This window comes from Pseudomonas sp. EggHat1, from assembly GCF_014892995.1.
Taxonomy (GTDB): domain Bacteria; phylum Pseudomonadota; class Gammaproteobacteria; order Pseudomonadales; family Pseudomonadaceae; genus Aquipseudomonas; species Aquipseudomonas chaetocerotis.
In genome coordinates, this window is the sequence record NZ_JACKQK010000002.1 from 122,158 (window position 1) to 139,158 (window position 17,001).

Consider the following 17,001-nt stretch of genomic DNA (forward strand, 5'->3'; position numbering starts at 1 on the left):
CTCCGTGCGCGGCGCCGCCGGTTGATGCCACACTAGCCGTACATTTTTCCCAGGAGCGTTTCGCTCGTGAGCAACCAACTCTTCGATGCCTACTTCACCGCCCCGGCCATGCGCGCGGTGTTCTGCGACGCCGGCCGGGTGCAGGGCATGCTCGACTTCGAGGCCGCGCTGGCACGGGCCGAGGCACGCGTGGGGCTGATCCCCGCCGAAGCCGTGGTGCCCATCGAGGCCGCCTGTAAAGCCGAACTCTACGATTACCCGGCGCTGGCCGAGGCCATCGCCACGGCCGGCAACTCCGCCATTCCACTGGTCAAGGCGCTGGGCAAACGCATCGCTGCGTCAAGCCCCGAGGCCGAGCGTTTCGTACACCTCGGTGCGACCAGCCAGGACGTCATGGACAGCGGCCTGGTGCTGCAACTGCGCGCGGCCATTGACCTGATCGAAAGCGATCTCGCCAACCTGGGCGATGCCCTGGCGGCGCAGGCCGAGCGCCATGCCGACACGCCGCTGGCCGGGCGCACCTGGCTGCAGCAGGCTACCCCGGTGACCCTGGGCATGAAGCTGGCCGGCGTGCTCGGCGCCATCACCCGCCATCGTCAGCGCCTGAATGAACTCAAGCCGCGCCTGCTGAGCCTGCAGTTCGGTGGTGCCTCCGGCAGCCTGGCGGCGCTCGGCGAGCAGGCATGGCCGGTGGCCGAGGCGCTGGCCGCCGAGCTGCAGCTGAACCTGCCCGAGCAGCCCTGGCACACCCAGCGCGACCGACTGGTGGAGTTCGCCAGCCTGCTCGGGCTGATCGCCGGCAGCCTGGGCAAGCTCGGCCGCGATCTGAGTCTGCTGATGCAGACCGAGGCCGGTGAAGTCTTCGAACCCTCGGCGCCGGGCAAGGGCGGCTCGTCGACCATGCCGCACAAGCGCAACCCGGTGGGCGCTGCGGTGCTGATCGGCGCCGCCACCCGCGCGCCGGGCCTGGTGGCGACGATGTTCGCCGCCATGCCGCAGGAGCACGAGCGCAGCCTGGGCCTGTGGCACGCCGAATGGGAAACCCTGCCGGAACTCTGCTGCCTGGTTTCCGGCGCGCTGCAGCAGGCGCTGTTGGCGGTGCCTGGGCTGGAGGTGGATGCCGCGCGCATGCGTGCCAACCTCGAACTGACCCAGGGCCTGGTGCTGGCCGAGGCGGTGAGCATCGCCCTGGCCCTGCGCATCGGCCGTGACGCCGCACATCATCTGGTCGAGCAGTGCTGCCGCCAGGCGGTGCAGCAGGGCGTGCACCTGCGTGCGGTGCTCGGCGCCAATGCCGAGGTCAGCGCAGAGCTGTCCGCTACCGAGCTGGAGCGTCTACTCGATCCGGCCCATTACCTGGGACAGGCCCGCCGCTGGGTGCAGCGGGCCGTCGCCGAACACCAGCAATTTTCGCGTTAGGAGTTATCCATGCCTGCCGTACGTCTCGCCGATGGCGATCTCAACTACCAGCTCGAAGGCCCGGCCGGTGCGCCGGTGCTGGTACTGTCCAACTCCCTGGGCACCGACCTGCACATGTGGGATATGCAGATGCCGGCGCTGACCCGCCATTTCCAGGTACTGCGCTACGACACCCGTGGCCATGGCCAGTCGCTGGTGACTGAAGGGCCCTATAGCATCGAGCAACTGGGCCGCGACGTGCTGGCCCTGCTCGACGCGCTGGATATCGCCAAGGCGCATTTCTGTGGGTTGTCCATGGGCGGGCTGATCGGCCAGTGGCTGGCGCTCAACGCGCCCGAGCGCATCGCGCGCCTGGTGCTGTGCAACACCGCCGCCAAGATCGGCGCGCCAGAGGTGTGGAACCCGCGTATTGAAACCGTGCTAGCCGGCGGCGCGCAGGCCATGCGCGATCTGCGCGACGCCTCGATCTCACGCTGGTTCACTGCCGGTTTCGCCGCCGCGCAGCCGCAGCAGGTCGAGCCCATCGTCGACATGCTGGCGCAGACTTCGCCCGAAGGTTACGCCGCCAACTGTGCAGCGGTGCGCGACGCCGATTTCCGCGAGCAGATTGCCGGCCTCCAGTCGCCAACGCTGATCGTCTGCGGCAGCCTCGATCCGGTGACCACCGTCGAGCACGGCCGCTTCATGCAGCAGCGGATCGAGGGCGCGAAGCTGGTGGAGTTCCACGCCGCGCACCTGTCCAACGTCGAGGCCGGCGTGTCCTTTACCCAGGCGCTGCTGGATTTCCTAACCACCTGATCGCACGTTTTTCTGTAGGAGCGAGCTTGCTCGCGAAGCTTTTTCGCTCGTGATGTTCGCGAGCAAGCTCGCTCCTACAAGAGCATTTTTCCACGGAGCAGAAAATGGACGAAAAACAACGCTACGAAGCCGGCATGCAGGTGCGCCGCGCGGTGCTGGGCGACGCCCATGTCGACCGCAGCCTGGAGAAGCTCACGCCGTTCAACAGTGAGTTCCAGGAGATGATCACCCGTCACGCCTGGGGCGATATCTGGACTCGCCCCGGCCTGCCGCGCCACACCCGCAGCCTGATCACCATCGCCATGCTGATCGGCATGAACCGCGAGGGCGAACTGAAACTGCACCTGCGCGCAGCGAAGAACAACGGCGTGACCCGCGACGAGATCAAGGAAGTGCTCATGCAGAGCGCGATCTACTGCGGCATCCCGGCAGCCAATGCCACCTTCCACCTGGCCGAGGAAGTCTGGGACGAATTGGGCGTGGAATCACTGGAAGACTGATTCGTACGAGCAATGGGGCGCTACCCGGACCACGCATCCGGGTGGCGCTTTTTTATGCCTGCCATCCATGGCCGGCAGATATCACAATGTGGCCGCGTGGCGTCCGGCGATATAGCCAAAGGTCAATGCAGGGCCGAGATTGATGCCACCCGACGGGTAGTGCCCACCCATGGGGCTGGCCATGTCCGTACCTGCTGCATACAGCCCGGGTATCGGTTGGCCTGTGCCATCGAGCACCCGCGCATGCCCATCGGTGCGCAGCCCGGCGAAGGTGCCGAAGCAACCCGGTTGTACTTTCACGGCATAGAAGGGGCCATGCTCGATAGGGGCTACGCAGGGGTTCGGACCGTTGTGCTTGGCATCGCCACTGCGACGGTTGAACGCGGTGCTGCCACGCCCGAACAGTGGGTCTTCGCCACGGCGCGCATGCTGGTTGAACTCGTCGACGGTGGCAACGAGCCCGATCGGGTCGATGCCACAGGCCTGCGCCAGTGCTTCCAGGCTGTGGCCGCGCTTGAGGTAGCCATTGCGGATATGTGGCCACAGCGGTATTGGCGCCGGGCGAGCGAAGCCGAGGCCGTAGCGGCGCTGGAAGCGGTGGTCACAGATCAGCCAGGAGCAGGCTTGCTGATCGTCGGGGATGGCTTTGAGCATGGCGTCGACATAGTCGTAGTAACCACCGGCTTCGTTGACGAAGCGCTTGCCGTTTTGCAGCACGCCGATGATGCCGGGTTTGCCGCGGTCGATGATGTGCGGGAAATGGCCGACGCTGCCGTCGGCGTGGGGCACCTTCGACACCGGCGCCCAGGCCACCGGCGAGCGCAGGTCGTCGGCCACCTGGCCGCCCGCTGATTCGCCCAGGCGCAGGCCGTCACCGGAGCAACTGGCAGGCGGCAGGGCGAGGTTGTCGTGGCCGCTGGCATCGCGCGGGAATATCGCCTTGCGGCGTTCGGGGTCGTTGGGAAAGCCGCCGGCAGCCAGTACCACCGCTTTGGCGCGGATAGTCATTTCCTCACCGGCGTGCAGCACCATGGCACCGCATACGTTGCCGTCTTCGATCATCAGGCGCTGCGCGGGCGTGGACACCATCATTTGCACGCCGAGATCCTGCGCCGAGCGCGCCAGGCGTGCGATCAGCGCTACGCCGTTGACCAGGTGCATGGCGCGTCCGTAGCGGGCCAGGTGATACAGGTGGGTGGTGAAGCGCCGGATCACGTGCAGCAGCGCCTTGGGTGAACGGGTCATGTTGAGGAAGGCTGCGAGATCGGCGCCGGCCATGATCGGCATGCCCATGAAGGACGTCTCGCGCATGGTCTTGCGCAGGCGCGGCAGCAGGTCGAGCACTTCGCGACCATCGTAGGGCGCGGCGATGACCTGATGGCCACCGCTGGCGGCGCCAGGCGTGTTGCCGTGCATATCGGGGATGCCGTTGCCGTCGACGAACTGCAGGGCAGTGTGCTGCTCGAAGAACGCCACCATCTCGGGGCAGTGCTGCAGAAAGGCGTCCACCAACTCGGCGCGGTAATGTTCGCCCAGCTCGTTACGCAGGTAGGTACGCGGTTGCTCGATGTCTTCGACGATGCCGGCGCGTCTGGCCAGAGGGTTACGTGGCGCCCACAGCCAGCCGCCGGACCAGGCGGTGGCGCCGCCCAATACCGGGTCCTTTTCTACCAGGATCACCCGTTTGCCCAGGTGCGCGGCGCTGACGGCGGCTGCCAGGCCGGCCGCGCCGGAGCCGATCACCAGCAGGTCGCAGTCGAGTGGGGCGTTGGCCATGGCAGATCTCCGCATTTGTTATTTATTGGAACTTGGTTCCGAATTTTATGTGGCGACTACCGGGGCGCCAAGCACTGTCGGATGATTTGCCCGGGAAGTCGTGCGGTTAGCGGTCATTTATTGTCGGTGTAGCCGGATGCAATCCGGGAAAGGGCCGCGATTGTGTCTTGCTCGTGAGCAGCAGCGGTGGACAAGCTTCGCGTTGCCCACCCGACGGCCTTGATGATCAAGGCCAGTTTCTCGGCCTCAGGTACGAAAGCGGCCGATGCGCAGCTGCAATTCACCGCCCAGTCTGGCCAGTTCGGCGCTCGATAGCGCGGTCTGCTCGGTGGCGCTGGCGCTTTGCTCGCCGATGCCACGTACGTTGTCCAGGCTGCGGTTGATCTCCAGAGCCACCGCACTCTGCTGTTCGGCCGCGCTGGCGATCTGCTGGTTCATCTGCTCGATCAGTGCGACCGCCTGATTGATGCGCGTCAGGCTCTGGCCGGCCAGCTTGACGCTGCTCATCGCGTCCTGGCTCAGCGTCTGGCTGGCCTGAGTCTGGGTAACGGCCGTTTGTACGCGGCTCTGCAGGCTGGTGATCAGCGCCTCGATCTCGCTGGTGGAGTCCTGAGTACGGCGCGCCAGGGCACGCACTTCATCGGCGACAACAGCGAAACCGCGACCTTGTTCACCGGCGCGTGCGGCCTCGATGGCGGCGTTGAGCGCCAGCAGATTGGTCTGCTCGGCGACTGCCTTGATTACATCCAGCACACTGCCGATACGTTGGCTCTCGCCTTGTACCTGGCCAACCGTCTGTCCGGTATGCGCCACTTCGCTGGCCAGGCGTTCGATCTGCTCGACTACCCGATGCACCTGGCGGTCGCCATCACGGGCCTGCAATTCTGCCTGTTGCGCGGCCTGCGATGCCTGCTCGGCATCACCGGCCACCTGCTGCACGCTGGTGACCATCTGTTGCATGGCGCAGGCCGTCTGGCTGGACTCTTCACTCTGCTCGCGCACACCCGCGCGGGTCTGTTCGCTGACTGCCGAGAGTTGCTCTGCCGCAGCGGCAATCTGTGTCGCGCTGCCACCGATCTGCTCGATCAATTCGCGCAGGTGGTCGCGCATGGTTTGCAGTGCGCCCAGAAGCTGGCCGACCTCATCACGCCGCACGGCAATGCGACTGCCACTGAGATTGCCGGCCGCGACCTGCTGGGCCAGCAGCAGGCAGTGCTGCAGCGGCCCGACGATCAGGCGGCGGATAAGCCAACTGGCGAGCAGAGCCAGTAGCAGCGCTGCAGTGGTGAGCAGGGCAAGGGTTTGCAGGGAGGTGCGGTTGCCTGCTTGCATGGCGCGTTGCTGGTGCTGCTGCAGGTCGTTGCCATGCTGCAGCATGCCTTGCGCCAGGTCGGCCAATTGGCTGCGACTGCGCTGCTCGGCCTCGCGACTATGGCGATAGTGCTCGAAGGATTCGCGATAGCTGTCGAGTGCGCGCAGGGCCTCGTCCAGGGATGCCTGCTGCAGGGCCGCGAGTTGCGCGCGCAGTTGCTGAGCTGCCTCGGTCATGCTGGCGAAGCGCGTTTGCCAGAGATCGGCATCGACCTTGTCAGCGCTGCGGATGAACTGGCTTTCCGCCAGGCGCAGCTGCAACAGGGTGTGGCTCAGGCGCGCCGCCGCTTCGGCCTGGTCGACGCTGCTCTGCGTGCCCGTTTCGCCATCGTACAATCGATCGCGAATCAGGTTGAACTGGTCCTGGGTGATCATCTCGAACTGGATCAGCGCTTCATCGGCGCGAATCGCCATGCCGGTCTGCGCGGTGCTTGCCTGAGACTGCGCCGCGCGCAGTTGAGCAAATTGCTGCAGGTAGGCGTCGTTGCCGTGCAGCAACAGCTGGAGTTGCTCGGCGTCGGTGGGCAAGTCAGCCAGCTGTGCGGCGATGCGCGCATGTTGCTCGGTTATGCCTGCTTCATGACCAGCCAGCGGCGCCAGCAGATAATCCTTCTCCTGCAAGCGCAGTTGCAGGATCCGTTGCTTGAGGTCCGCCACCTGGAGCGACTGGGCGGCATGCCCGAGAATCTCGCTGGCTGTGCGCCAGCCACCCAGGGCGACTGCCAGGGTCAGCAGCATGACCAGTGAGAAGCCCAGCAGGAGTTTGTGCCCGACCTTGAGGTCGGCGCTACGTTCGATAATCCAGCGCATGGGGGTACTTCCTCGAACAGTTGCACATCAAAAAAAAGCCCGTCACGAGGACGGGCTGAACGTGCCGTAACACTAGGAGTCACTTGTGCAGCGATGTCGCGTGATGCTTACAGAATCGACAGCGGGTAGTTGATGATCAGACGGTTCTCGTGCAGATCCTGGCCCACGTCACGGCGCACGTCGGAGTTACGCCAGCGGATGCTCAGGTTCTTCATCGTGCCTTCCTGAATGGTGTAGGCCAGCTCGGATTCACGCCCCCACTCTTCGGCATCGGTACGGCCGCCGGTGTGGATGTTGGAGCCGCTGACGTAGCGGTTCATCAGGGTCAGGCCCGGGATGCCGAGGCCGGCGAAGTTGTAGTCGTGGCGAACCTGCCAGGAGCGCTCCTCAGGGTTGTCGTAGCTGTTGGTGAAGCCGTCGTTGACCAGGGTGCCGCCACTGGCACCGTCGATGCGCATGAACTTGGTGTCACCGCTCAGTCGCTGGTAGGCCAGCATGAAGGTGTTGTTGCCGGTCTTGGCCGTGAACGCGCCTTGATAGACCTTGTTGTCCAGGTCGCCGGCCTTGGCCGCGCCTTCTTCCTTGCCGGTGACATAGCCGAGGTTGGCACCCAGTACCCAGTCACCGACCGGTTGGCTGTGGGTCAACTGCACGTAGCTTTGCTGGTAGACGTCTTCCAGGCGGGCATGCCAGACGCCGACCATGGTGTTGTTGCCATTGAAACGGTACTCACCACCGCCGAAGTTGAAGTCGTCGCCCTTCACGCCACCGAACGACATGTCTTCACGGCTGGCATCGTTGCGCTGGCTGTTCTTCCAGAACTGGCCGCCGTACAGGGTCAGGCCATCGATCTCGTTGGAAGTCAGCTGGGCGCCCTGGAAGGTTTGCGGCAGCGAACGACCGTCGTCGGCGCGCAGGATCGGCAGCACGGCGAACCATTCGCCGACCTTCAGTTCGGTCTTGGAGAGCTTGGCCTTGGCGGCCACGGCGGTGCGGCCGAACTGGTCGGCGGCCTGGCCATCATCGTGGATCGGCATCAGTTGGGTGTTGGCAGCGCCACGGTTGCCATCCAGCTTGATGCTGTACAGGCCGAGCACATCGAGACCGAAGCCGACGGTGCCCTGGGTGTAGCCGGAGCGGGCATCGAGGATGAAGCTCTGGGTCCAGCCTTCGGCCTGGCCCTGGCGCTCACCGCGGATCAGCGGATCGGTGCCGTTCAGGTAGTTACGGTTGAAGTAGTAGTTGCGCAGGCCGAGGGTGACCTTGGCGTCTTCGACGAAGCCGGCGGCCTGAACGCCGACCGAGAGGCTGGAGGCCATGACTGCAACGGCGATTGCACTGGGAGCGAGGTACAGGGTTTTTTTCATTGTTATCGTTTCCTTTTTCAAGGTTGAAAGCTCCCCTCCGCAGCGGCGGATACGCTTCTACATCGGGGAGAGTGGTGGCAGTTATTCGGGGTTCAGCGGCGTTCGTCTGAATGCATCGCGAGTCCTCAGTTCAGCCAGCGCACCAGGCACAGGGTGATCGATGGGAAGAGCACAAGGATGACCACGCGCACGATGTCCGAGATCAGGAACGGCACGATGCCTCTGAAGGCTTCACTCATGGGGATATCGCGCGCCATGCCGGCAATCACGTACACGTTCATGCCCAGTGGCGGGGTGACCATGCCGATTTCCACCACCATCAGGGCCAGGATGCCGAACCAGATGGCCTTCTCGGTCTGGTCCAGTCCATAGAAGTCCAGCCCCATGATCACCGGGAAGAAGATCGGGATGGTCAGCAGGATCATCGACATGGTGTCCATCACGCAGCCGAGGATCAGGTACAGGACGAGAATTCCGGCCAGCACCAGGAAGGGCGGCAGACCTGCGCCGCTGATGGTTTCGGCGATGAAGTTGGGCAGTTGCGAGATGGCCAGGAAGGCATTCATCACATCGGCGCCGAGCAGGATCATGAAGATCATGGCCGTGGTCACGCCGGTGCCCAGCAGCACCTCCTTGAGTTCGGTCAGACGCATCTTGCCCAGGGTGAAGGCGAAGAACCCCGTGCCCACGGTGCCGATGGCTGCAGCTTCGGTAGGGGTGAACCAGCCGCCGTAGATACCCCCGAGCACCACCAGGAAAATCAGCAGTACCGGCCACACACCCTGCTGCGCCTGCAGTCGCTGTTTCCAGCTCGAGCGCTCCTGCGCTGGCCCGGAGTCCGGGAACAGGCGCACATAGATGGCAATGGCGATCATGTAGCCGATGACGGCGAGAATGCCCGGCACGAAGGCGGCCATGAACAGCGTGGAGATGTTCTGCTGGGCGAGAATGGCGTAGATCACCAGCACCACCGAGGGCGGGATGAGAATGCCCAGGGTGCCGCCGGCCGCCAGGCAACCCACTGCCAGCGAATTGGAGTACTTGTAGCGACGCAGCTCCGGCAGGGCCACCTGGCCCATGGTCGCGGCGGTTGCCACCGATGAGCCACAGACCGCGCCGAAGGCTGCGCAGGAACCGATGGCGGAGATCGCCAGGCCACCGCGCCAGTGTCCGACCATGGCGGCTGCGGCCCGGAACAGGCCCGTAGCCAGGCCGCCACGCGAGGCGAACTGCCCCATCAGCAGAAACAGCGGGATCACCGACAGGTCGTACACGGTGTAGCGGGCGTAGGCCACCGTCTTCAGGTAGTTGAGCAAGGGGTCCCAACCGCTGATCGAGACGTAGCCGCCAATACCGGTCAGCAGCATGGCGATGGCGATTGGAATGCGGATGGCCAGCAGAACCAGGAGGAAGGCGAGGAAGAGTCCGCCCAATGCGACGCTGCTCATTGTTGGCCTCCCTCACCGCGCAGGTCGAGCCAGGCGGTGTACAGGGAAACGACGGCGAGCAGAGCGAAAGAAGGCGCGAAGGGGGTCATCGACCACCACATCGGAATGCCCATGATGATCGACTCTTCACCGTTGCGGTAAGTATCCAGGGTGCCGATTATCGAGCGCCAAGCCAGCAGCGCTGCACAGGCGGACATCAGCAGGCAGCCGAGCGTGTCGAGATAGCGCCGGGTGCTGGCCGAGGCGCGCAAGGTGAAGGCGTCGACGATGACATTGTTGCGACGCAACTGGCACAGCGGCAGGAAACTCACCACGGCAATACCGCAGCCCATCTGCACCAGCTCGACGTCACCGAGCAGTGGCGCATCGAACAGGCTGCGCATGGTGATGCTGTAGGCCGACAGCAGGGTGATGGCGACCAGCACCAGGCCACCAGCCAGTGCCAGCCAACGGGCCAGGACATCGAGCAACTGGCCGAACGGGCGCGTGCGCTGAGGCTGCCCGGGCAAGGCAGGGTTTTCGATCATGAGAGGACTCCGCAAGACCGGCACCGCAGGTGCCGGCCAACACAACGAGGGTTAACGATCAGTGCGGCAGCTTGGCGTTGTAGCTTTCGATCAGGTCGCGCACTTCTTGCAGCAGCGCAGCACCGTTGTCGTTGCCTTTGCTCTCGACTTCCTTGATCCAGTCGTTGTCCAGCTTGCGGCCGATGGCCATCCACTTGGCCTGTTCTTCGGCGGGCAGTACGTAGATCTCGTTGCCACGCGATTGCGCCAGCTTGTGCCCGGTCTCGATCACGTTGGTATCCCAGATATGGCCGGCCTGGCGTGAGAGTTCACGGCCGCTGTTGGCGTCGATGATCTTGCGCAGGTCATCGGGCAGGCTGGCGTACTTGGCCGGGTTCATCGCCAGTACCAGCGCGGTGTGCATCAACGCTGGCTGACCCGGCGCCATTTCGGTGTGGTACTTGACCAGTTCCTGCAGCTTCAGTGCAGGGACCACGTCCCAGGGCAGCACGGCGCCGTCGACCACACCCTTGGACAGCGCTTCCGGCACCTGCGGTACCGGCATGGCCACCGGGGTGGCACCGAGCATGGAGATCAGCTTGGTGGAGATGCGGTTGGCCGAGCGCAGTTTCAGGCCACGGAAGTCGGCCAGGCTACGCACCGGCTTCTTCGCCGTGTGCAGCAGCGCGCCATCGGTCAGGTGAGTCGCGAGCAGATGCACGTCGGCGAACTCCTTCTGCCCGTGGGCTTCGAGGAAATCCCACATGGCCTGGCTGCTGGCTTCCGAAGAGCGACTCATGAACGGCATCTCGAATGCCGATGCCAGCGGGAAGCGGCCGCTGGTGTAGCCAGGCAGGGTCCAGACGATGTCGGCGACGCCGTCACGCGCCTGGTCGATCAGTTGCGGCGGGGTGCCGCCCAACTGCATGGAAGGGTAGAACTGAAACTGGATTCGACCATTGGATTCGGCGGTGATCTTCTCTGCCCAGGGCTTGAGAAAGTCGGCCTGGGTCACCGAGTGCGCCGGCAGGAAGTGGTGAACCTTGAGGGTGACCTCGGCCTCGTCGGCGTTGGCCCAGGTCATGACGCTGGTGGCGAGCAGCGTCAGCAAAGCCTTGGAAAGCTTGTGCATCGCAAATGTCCTTTCTTATTCATTGTTAGTAGGCGATTCAGGTACAGCCAAATTCGGCTGCAATACTGCCGCCGCTAGGATTCGCTGCTCGCATGGTGCGAGTTAGCGAGGGGCTATTCAATTCGATTAACGACTTAGTGTGCGATAAACGAACGAATTGCGTGAGCCTGGGACGTGCCAGAGGCGCGCCGGGCGATTATCGATCAAGGGCTCCCGTGCGAGGGCCAGGGTGCACCGTGCGCACCAATGGCCCGCAGTTTGGCTGGGTGCGCGCGGCGCACCCTACGGCTGAGAAATGAGTCATTCGATGGCTTCGTAGGGCAGGCCGACGTAATTCTCGGCGATGGTCCTGCGGCCGGCTTCGGAGCTGACGAAGTAGTCCAGTTCGGTCTCCTGCATGCGGCGGCTGAAGGCATCGGTGTCGGGAAAGCGATGCAGCATCGAGGTCATCCACCAGGAAAAACGCTCGGCCTTCCAGATGCGCCGCAGGCAGATTTCCGAGTAGCGTTCGAGCAGGTCCACTCGGCCTTCGCGGTAGACCTTGAGCAGGATGCGGTACAGCGTGCTGACGTCGCTGGCGGCCAGGTTGAGGCCCTTGGCGCCAGTCGGCGGAACGATGTGTGCGGCATCACCGAGTAGAAACAGACGGCCGTACTGCATCGGCTCGACGACGAAACTGCGTAGCGGCGCGATGCTCTTTTCGATCGAAGGTCCGGTGACCAACTGGCTGGCGATATCGCTGGGCAGACGGCGCTTGAGTTCGTCCCAGAAGCGCTCGTCGGACCAGTCCTCGACCTTCTCCTCGGCGCCCACCTGCACGTAGTAACGCGTGCGTGTCGGCGAACGCATGCTGCACAGGGCGAAGCCACGCGCGTGGTTGGCGTAGATCAGCTCCTCATGCACCGGCGGGGTGTCGGCAAGGATGCCCAGCCAGCCGAACGGATACACCCGTTCGAACTCCTGAAGTACCCCAGCCGGAATGGATTGTCGCGATACACCATGGAAGCCATCGCAGCCCGCGATGTAATCGCACGTCAGGCGCTGCGTGCGGCCCTCATGCTCGAAGGTCAGGTAAGGGCGCTCGCCCTTGAGCTCGTGCAACTGCACCCGGCTGGTGTCGTACAGGGTGACGGCGCCGCTGGCCTGGCGTGCTTCCATCAGGTCGCGAGTGACTTCCGTCTGGCCGTAGACCATCACGCTCTTGCCACCGGTCAGCTCTTTGAGGTCGATGCGCTCGCAGCGGCCATCGAAGGCCAGCTGGAAGCCATCGTGCGGCAGTCCTTCGCGATCCATGCGCGCGGCCACGCCGGCCTCGCGCAGCAGGTCGACCATGCCCTGTTCGAGCACGCCAGCGCGGATGCGGCCGAGTACGTAGTCGGGGCTCTGGCGTTCGAGGATGACGTTGTCGATGCCGGCGTTGTGCAGCAGTTGGCCGAGCAGCAGGCCGGAGGGGCCAGCGCCGATGATGGCGACCTGAGTGTTCATTATTGTTCTCCAGTACGTGATCGGCTGTATGTCGATTCACAGGCTCAGGTCTGTATTTTTTGTGGATACATGCTCGGTTAGAAGGCAATATCGGAAAGGATTCTTGGACTTTTCGATGATTTTAAGAGCCCGCTCATGACTGCTTCGAAAGCCTCCCTGGTGCCGGTATTCAAGCTGTACGGTGAGACGACCGAATGGCCGACCCCCGACCTTATCCACTGCGAATCGATTCCCGAGCGCAGCCAGCTGCACGGTTGGGAAATCAAACCGCACCGTCACGCTGACCTGCTGCAGTTGCTCTATGTGCAGGCGGGTGAAGCGGAGCTGGAGGTGGAAGGGCAAGTGCGCCTGGTGCGCAGTGCTTCGCTGCAGGTCGTGCCGGCGCTGTGCGTGCACGGCTTTCGTTTCTCGCGTGATGTTCAGGGCTATGTGCTGAGCCTGGCGCGGCCTCTGGTGGAGCAACTGGCCGCGCCGCTGGGCCAGCAATGCTTGCAGAGTCCCATGTGCTATGAGGTTGGCGAGCAGCGCCGTTATCTGGATGCCTTGTTCGAGTCGATCAGCCAGGAGTACGGCCGTCTGGAGCCAGCGCGGGAGCTGATGCTGCAATCGCTGATCAGTGTCCTGCTGGTTGCCATCGCGCGCCGGCAACTGGCGCGAAGCGAGGCGCAGGAGCCTGCCGATGGCCGAGGGCGCGAGCATGTGCAGGCCTTCGTGCATTTGCTCGAAACGCACTTTCGCGAGCATCTACCGATCGAATATTACGCCTCGCGCCTGGGCATCAGTGCCGCTCACCTCAATGCGCTGTGCCGGCGGTTGGCCGGGCAATCCGCATTGCAGCTGATCAATCAGCGTCTGTTGCTCGAGGCCAAGCGCTGTCTGGTGTACACCACCATGACGGTGAGCCAGGTGTCAGACAGTCTGGGGTTTTCCGAGCCGGGCTATTTTTCCCGTTTCTTCAAGCGTGGCAGCGGGCTTTCGCCCAAGGCATTTCGCCTGCATCGCTGAGCAGCGATGCAGGCGAAAGAGAGGCAGGCGCCGAAGGCACCCGCTGGGGAAGGTCAGGGCTTGGCGATGCCGACCGAGTCCGGGGAAATTTCGATGGCCTTGGCCTTGTACATCGACCAGGTGGTGACCGACTGCCAGCGCTTGAGGAACTCTTCAGCTTCGGCGCCGTTGAGGTTCAAGCTCTGCGCGCCGAAGTTCTTCAGGAAGCCCTGGAACTCGGGGTTGGCAACGGCCTTGGCGTAGGCGTCGACCAGCTTCTGCTTGACGTCGTCCGGGGTGTCCTTGTGCACGAAGGCGCCCCAGAACGGGCCCCACGGCAGGTACTCGGCGATGGCCGGCAGGGACTTGGTGATCGGCTCCACGCCCGGCAGTTCCGGGGTTTCCTCGGTGGCGAACACGGCCAGGGCCTTGAGCTTGCCGCTGCGTACCAGTTCGCGGGCGGCGGCCAGGCTCAGGGGCATGAAGTCGATGTGTTTGCCCATCAGCGCGGTGATGCCGGGGCCGTCGCCACCGAAGGTCACTTCACGCACTTTCAGCTCGTCCACCGCATTGATCATCGCGCTGACGGTGCTCGGCAGGCCGCCGGCGCCGGTGGAGCCCATGCGCAGGGTGTCCGGGTTGGCCTTGGCGGCGGCCATCAGTTCGGCCATGTTGTTGAACGGCGCGTCGGCGTTGGCGGCGATCACCACCACGTTCTGGCCGATGATGTTGACCGGGTAGAAGTCGGCGTAATCGAAGTCGGCGAGTTTCAGCACTTTATAGAGCTGCGGGTTCTCGGCGCCGAGCAGGACGGTGTAGCCGTTAGGACGCTGCTGCATGACGTGGGTGCTGCCGATGACGGCGGTGCCACCCGGGCGGTTGTTGAGGATGAACTTGCCGCCCAGCTCTTTCTCCACGTACGGAGTCAGGCTGCGCATGACGTTGTCGGTGGCGCCGCCTGCACCCCAGGGAATGACCGCCTGGATGCTGCGCTCGGGGTATTCGGCGTGGGCTGGCAGGGCCATGGTGAGGGCGCTGAGTCCGAGAGCGGCGCCAGTCAGTAACGATTTGAACATGTGGAGACTCTCCATCGGTTGTTGTTGTGAGCCCCTGTCGGCCGGGGCACGCCTTGGAACCTGGGTGTCAGCCGCGCGCCGAAGCGGGGCTGAACTTGCTCTTGAGTTTCTTCAGCAGCGGGGTGTTGCCCAGCAGGATCAGCACCACCGCGGCGCTGAGGATCAGCGACAGCGGGCTGGTGACCAGCCCTTGCAGCAGCTCCACCGGGTTGTCACCGGCCGAGGACATGGCCTGGCGATACGAGGTGTCCATCAGCGGGCCGAGGATGGCGCCGAGGATGATCGGGCCCATCTGGAAGCCAAAGATCTTCAGCAGATAGCCGAGCACGCCGAAACCGAGCATCCAGTACACCTCGGTCATGCTGCTGTTGATCGAGTAGGTACCGACCACGCAGAGCACGAGGATCAGTGGAATCAGCACGGCCTTGGGCATTTCCACGAACTTGGCGAAGAGCTTGATGCCCATCAGGCCGAAGATCATCAGAAACACGTTGGCCAGCAGCAGGTTGCCGACGGTGAAGTAGAAGATGTGCGGGTTTTCCACCATCAGCATCGGGCCGGGGTTGAGGCCATGCACCACCAGGGCGCCGATGATCACTGCGGTGACTGCATCACCGGGCATGCCCAGGGTCAGCATCGGTACGTAGGCGCCACCGACCGCTGCGCTGTTGGCGGTTTCCGGGGCCACCAGGCCTTCGTAGGCACCCTTGCCGAACGGCCTGGACGGATTTTTCACGGTGCGCTTGGCGTGGTCATAGGCCATCAGCGCCGCGATGTCGCCGCCGACGCCCGGCAGCACGCCGACGATGACACCAATGATCGAGGTGCGGATCGACAACGGGAGGAATTTCAGCACCATGGCGAAGGACGGCAGGATCTTGTCCACCTTCTGGCGGACTACCGGGCTGTCGAGGTTATGCAGTTGATAGAAGGCCTCGGCGACGCCGAACAGGCCAATCATCAGCACCACGTAGTGGATGCCGCCCATCAGTTCGACCTGGCCCAGGGTGAAACGCCCTTGTGCAGTGACCGGGTCCATACCCACCAGGCCGATCACCGCGCCCAGGCCGGCGGCGAAGATGCCTTTTGCCAGCGAGCCTTCGGCCAGGCTACCGACCAACAGCAGGCCGATGGCGGCGACCAGGAAGTAGTCGCGCGGGGCGAAGCGCAGGGCCAGTTCGCCGATCAGCGGTGCCGCGCTGGCGAGCATGATGGTGCCGACGATACCGCCGACCACCGACATCACGGTGCTCAGGCCGATGGCGCGACCGGCTTCGCCCTGTTGTGCCAGCGGGTAGCCGTCGAAGGCCGTGGCCACCGAGGATGGCGCGCCGGGGATGTTCAGCAGGATGGCGCTGCGTGAGCCACCGTAAACGCCGCCGATGAAGATACCGACGATCAGCGCCAGCGCATCGTTGACATCCCAGGAGAAGGTGAAGGACACCAGGATGGACACTGCCATGGTCACCGAGAGGCCCGGGATGGCGCCGATATAGATGCCGGCAAAGGTGCCCAGTGCAGTCAGCATCAGCAGCTGCGGATCACTCCAGGCCATCAGCAGGTAGGAAAGGGTATCGCTCATCTCGAGTGCCTCGTTATGGCAGGTAAACGCTGAACGCCAGGCTGAACAGCAGATAGATCAGCACCAGCAACACAGCTGCGATCAGGATGGCGTTGAGTACGCGGCCTTTGCGCAGGTAAACGATCGACAGCACCAGAAAAAGGAAGGTGCTGACGTAGAAACTGACCCACTGGATCGCCGCCAGATACGCCACGGCCAGCAGGCCGAAGACCAGTGTGCGGCGCGGGAAGTGGGTGTCGCGAAACTGCTGGAAGGCATCCAGCCAGCCGCTGCAGTCGGGTTTGGCCTTGCCGATCAGTTCGACGCCGATCTTCACTGCGGAGAGGATCATCACCAGCGCGACGCCGATGGGAAATGCCCCTGGGGAATTGATCGAGGAGAAACCGGAAATCTGGTAGGCCAGGTAGAAGATCGCCAGGCTGAATACCAGCAGCAGGACACAGAAGGTGCGCTCGCCGACCAGCATCTTGTCTGTCTTGTTCATGCTATCGCTCCGACAGAATGGGGGGAGGGTAAGGGGCTGAGTCAGGCTTTGCGCGCAGGCAGCAGTCTGGCAAGCAGCGAGCTGATCAGGCGCGGCCGAGAGCTCCTGTGCATGTCATGACAGGCAGGGGCGAGGGCAGGCATGGCTAGCGTCGATAGGGATGACCAGTCGTCGAGCAACGAGCTGGGCGCCGGACGAGGAGCGATCCTCGCTGTGGCGTTGGTGGCCGGGGCACGCAGGTGCATAGGCTGTGACATGACAAT

The 17,001-nt window shown here is 63.9% G+C and carries 14 protein-coding genes and 1 pseudogene; 4 read left to right on the plus strand and 11 right to left on the minus strand.

Annotation, left to right across the window (positions count from 1 at the left end; genetic code table 11):
• The first annotated feature begins 66 nt into the window (after positions 1-66).
• The 3 genes from INS93_RS04805 (at position 67) to pcaC (ending at position 2,717) form a co-directional block, all read left to right on the plus strand.
• Entirely contained in the window at positions 67-1,419 is a 1,353-nt protein-coding gene (locus INS93_RS04805; RefSeq protein WP_192980501.1) for a 3-carboxy-cis,cis-muconate cycloisomerase, read from the plus strand.
• Positions 1,420-1,428: 9 nt separating this feature from the next.
• A complete protein-coding gene (gene pcaD, locus INS93_RS04810) occupies positions 1,429-2,217 on the plus strand; it encodes a 3-oxoadipate enol-lactonase (RefSeq protein ID WP_192980502.1) in 789 nt (262 codons plus the stop codon).
• Positions 2,218-2,321: 104 nt separating this feature from the next.
• Positions 2,322-2,717: a 4-carboxymuconolactone decarboxylase gene (pcaC, locus tag INS93_RS04815; protein WP_160017059.1), complete on the plus strand. Its 396-nt coding sequence runs from the start codon at positions 2,322-2,324 to the stop codon at positions 2,715-2,717.
• 81 nt (positions 2,718-2,798) lie between these two features.
• Here pcaC and INS93_RS04820 read toward each other — a convergent pair whose 3' ends face one another.
• From INS93_RS04820 to pobA, 8 genes and pseudogenes are all read right to left on the minus strand, one after another.
• On the minus strand, positions 2,799-4,493 hold the full coding sequence (locus INS93_RS04820; RefSeq protein ID WP_192980503.1) for an FAD-dependent oxidoreductase: 1,695 nt from the start codon (positions 4,491-4,493) through the stop codon (positions 2,799-2,801).
• A 246-nt stretch (positions 4,494-4,739) separates the two neighbouring features.
• A complete protein-coding gene (locus INS93_RS25005) occupies positions 4,740-5,603 on the minus strand; it encodes a methyl-accepting chemotaxis protein (protein ID WP_417705235.1) in 864 nt (287 codons plus the stop codon).
• Positions 5,595-6,674: pseudogene (locus INS93_RS25010) on the minus strand (methyl-accepting chemotaxis protein); the annotation flags it as partial. The gene INS93_RS25005 and the pseudogene INS93_RS25010, both read right to left, overlap by 9 nt.
• 107 nt (positions 6,675-6,781) lie before the next feature.
• Entirely contained in the window at positions 6,782-8,041 is a 1,260-nt protein-coding gene (locus INS93_RS04830; RefSeq protein WP_192980505.1) for an OprD family porin, read from the minus strand.
• Positions 8,042-8,166: 125 nt separating this feature from the next.
• Entirely contained in the window at positions 8,167-9,489 is a 1,323-nt protein-coding gene (locus INS93_RS04835; protein ID WP_192980506.1) for a TRAP transporter large permease, read from the minus strand.
• Positions 9,486-10,016 (minus strand): TRAP transporter small permease, encoded by a 531-nt coding sequence (locus INS93_RS04840; RefSeq protein ID WP_192980507.1) that lies wholly within the window; start codon positions 10,014-10,016, stop codon positions 9,486-9,488. Before INS93_RS04840 ends, INS93_RS04835 begins: the two co-directional genes overlap by 4 nt.
• Before the next feature lie 58 nt (positions 10,017-10,074).
• Positions 10,075-11,127 carry a TRAP transporter substrate-binding protein gene (locus INS93_RS04845; protein ID WP_045736188.1) on the minus strand — a complete coding sequence of 351 codons (1,053 nt, stop codon included), beginning with the start codon at positions 11,125-11,127 and terminating at the stop codon, positions 10,075-10,077.
• A gap of 300 nt (positions 11,128-11,427) precedes the next feature.
• The gene (gene pobA / locus INS93_RS04850; RefSeq protein WP_192980508.1) at positions 11,428-12,612 is read right to left on the minus strand and encodes a 4-hydroxybenzoate 3-monooxygenase; all 1,185 of its coding nucleotides are present in this window, start codon (positions 12,610-12,612) and stop codon (positions 11,428-11,430) included.
• Positions 12,613-12,747: 135 nt separating this feature from the next.
• Here pobA and INS93_RS04855 point away from each other — a divergent pair, with 135 nt between their 5' ends.
• Positions 12,748-13,617 (plus strand): helix-turn-helix domain-containing protein, encoded by an 870-nt coding sequence (locus INS93_RS04855; protein WP_192980509.1) that lies wholly within the window; start codon positions 12,748-12,750, stop codon positions 13,615-13,617.
• Between the two features lie 53 nt (positions 13,618-13,670).
• Here the strand turns inward: INS93_RS04855 and INS93_RS04860 are convergent, their stop codons facing one another.
• From INS93_RS04860 to INS93_RS04870, 3 genes are all read right to left on the minus strand, one after another.
• A complete protein-coding gene (locus INS93_RS04860) occupies positions 13,671-14,672 on the minus strand; it encodes a tripartite tricarboxylate transporter substrate binding protein (protein ID WP_160017067.1) in 1,002 nt (333 codons plus the stop codon).
• A 67-nt stretch (positions 14,673-14,739) separates the two neighbouring features.
• Positions 14,740-16,254 (minus strand): tripartite tricarboxylate transporter permease, encoded by a 1,515-nt coding sequence (locus INS93_RS04865; RefSeq protein ID WP_192980510.1) that lies wholly within the window; start codon positions 16,252-16,254, stop codon positions 14,740-14,742.
• Positions 16,255-16,267: 13 nt separating this feature from the next.
• Positions 16,268-16,738 (minus strand): tripartite tricarboxylate transporter TctB family protein, encoded by a 471-nt coding sequence (locus INS93_RS04870; RefSeq protein ID WP_192980511.1) that lies wholly within the window; start codon positions 16,736-16,738, stop codon positions 16,268-16,270.
• Positions 16,739-17,001 lie beyond the last annotated feature (263 nt).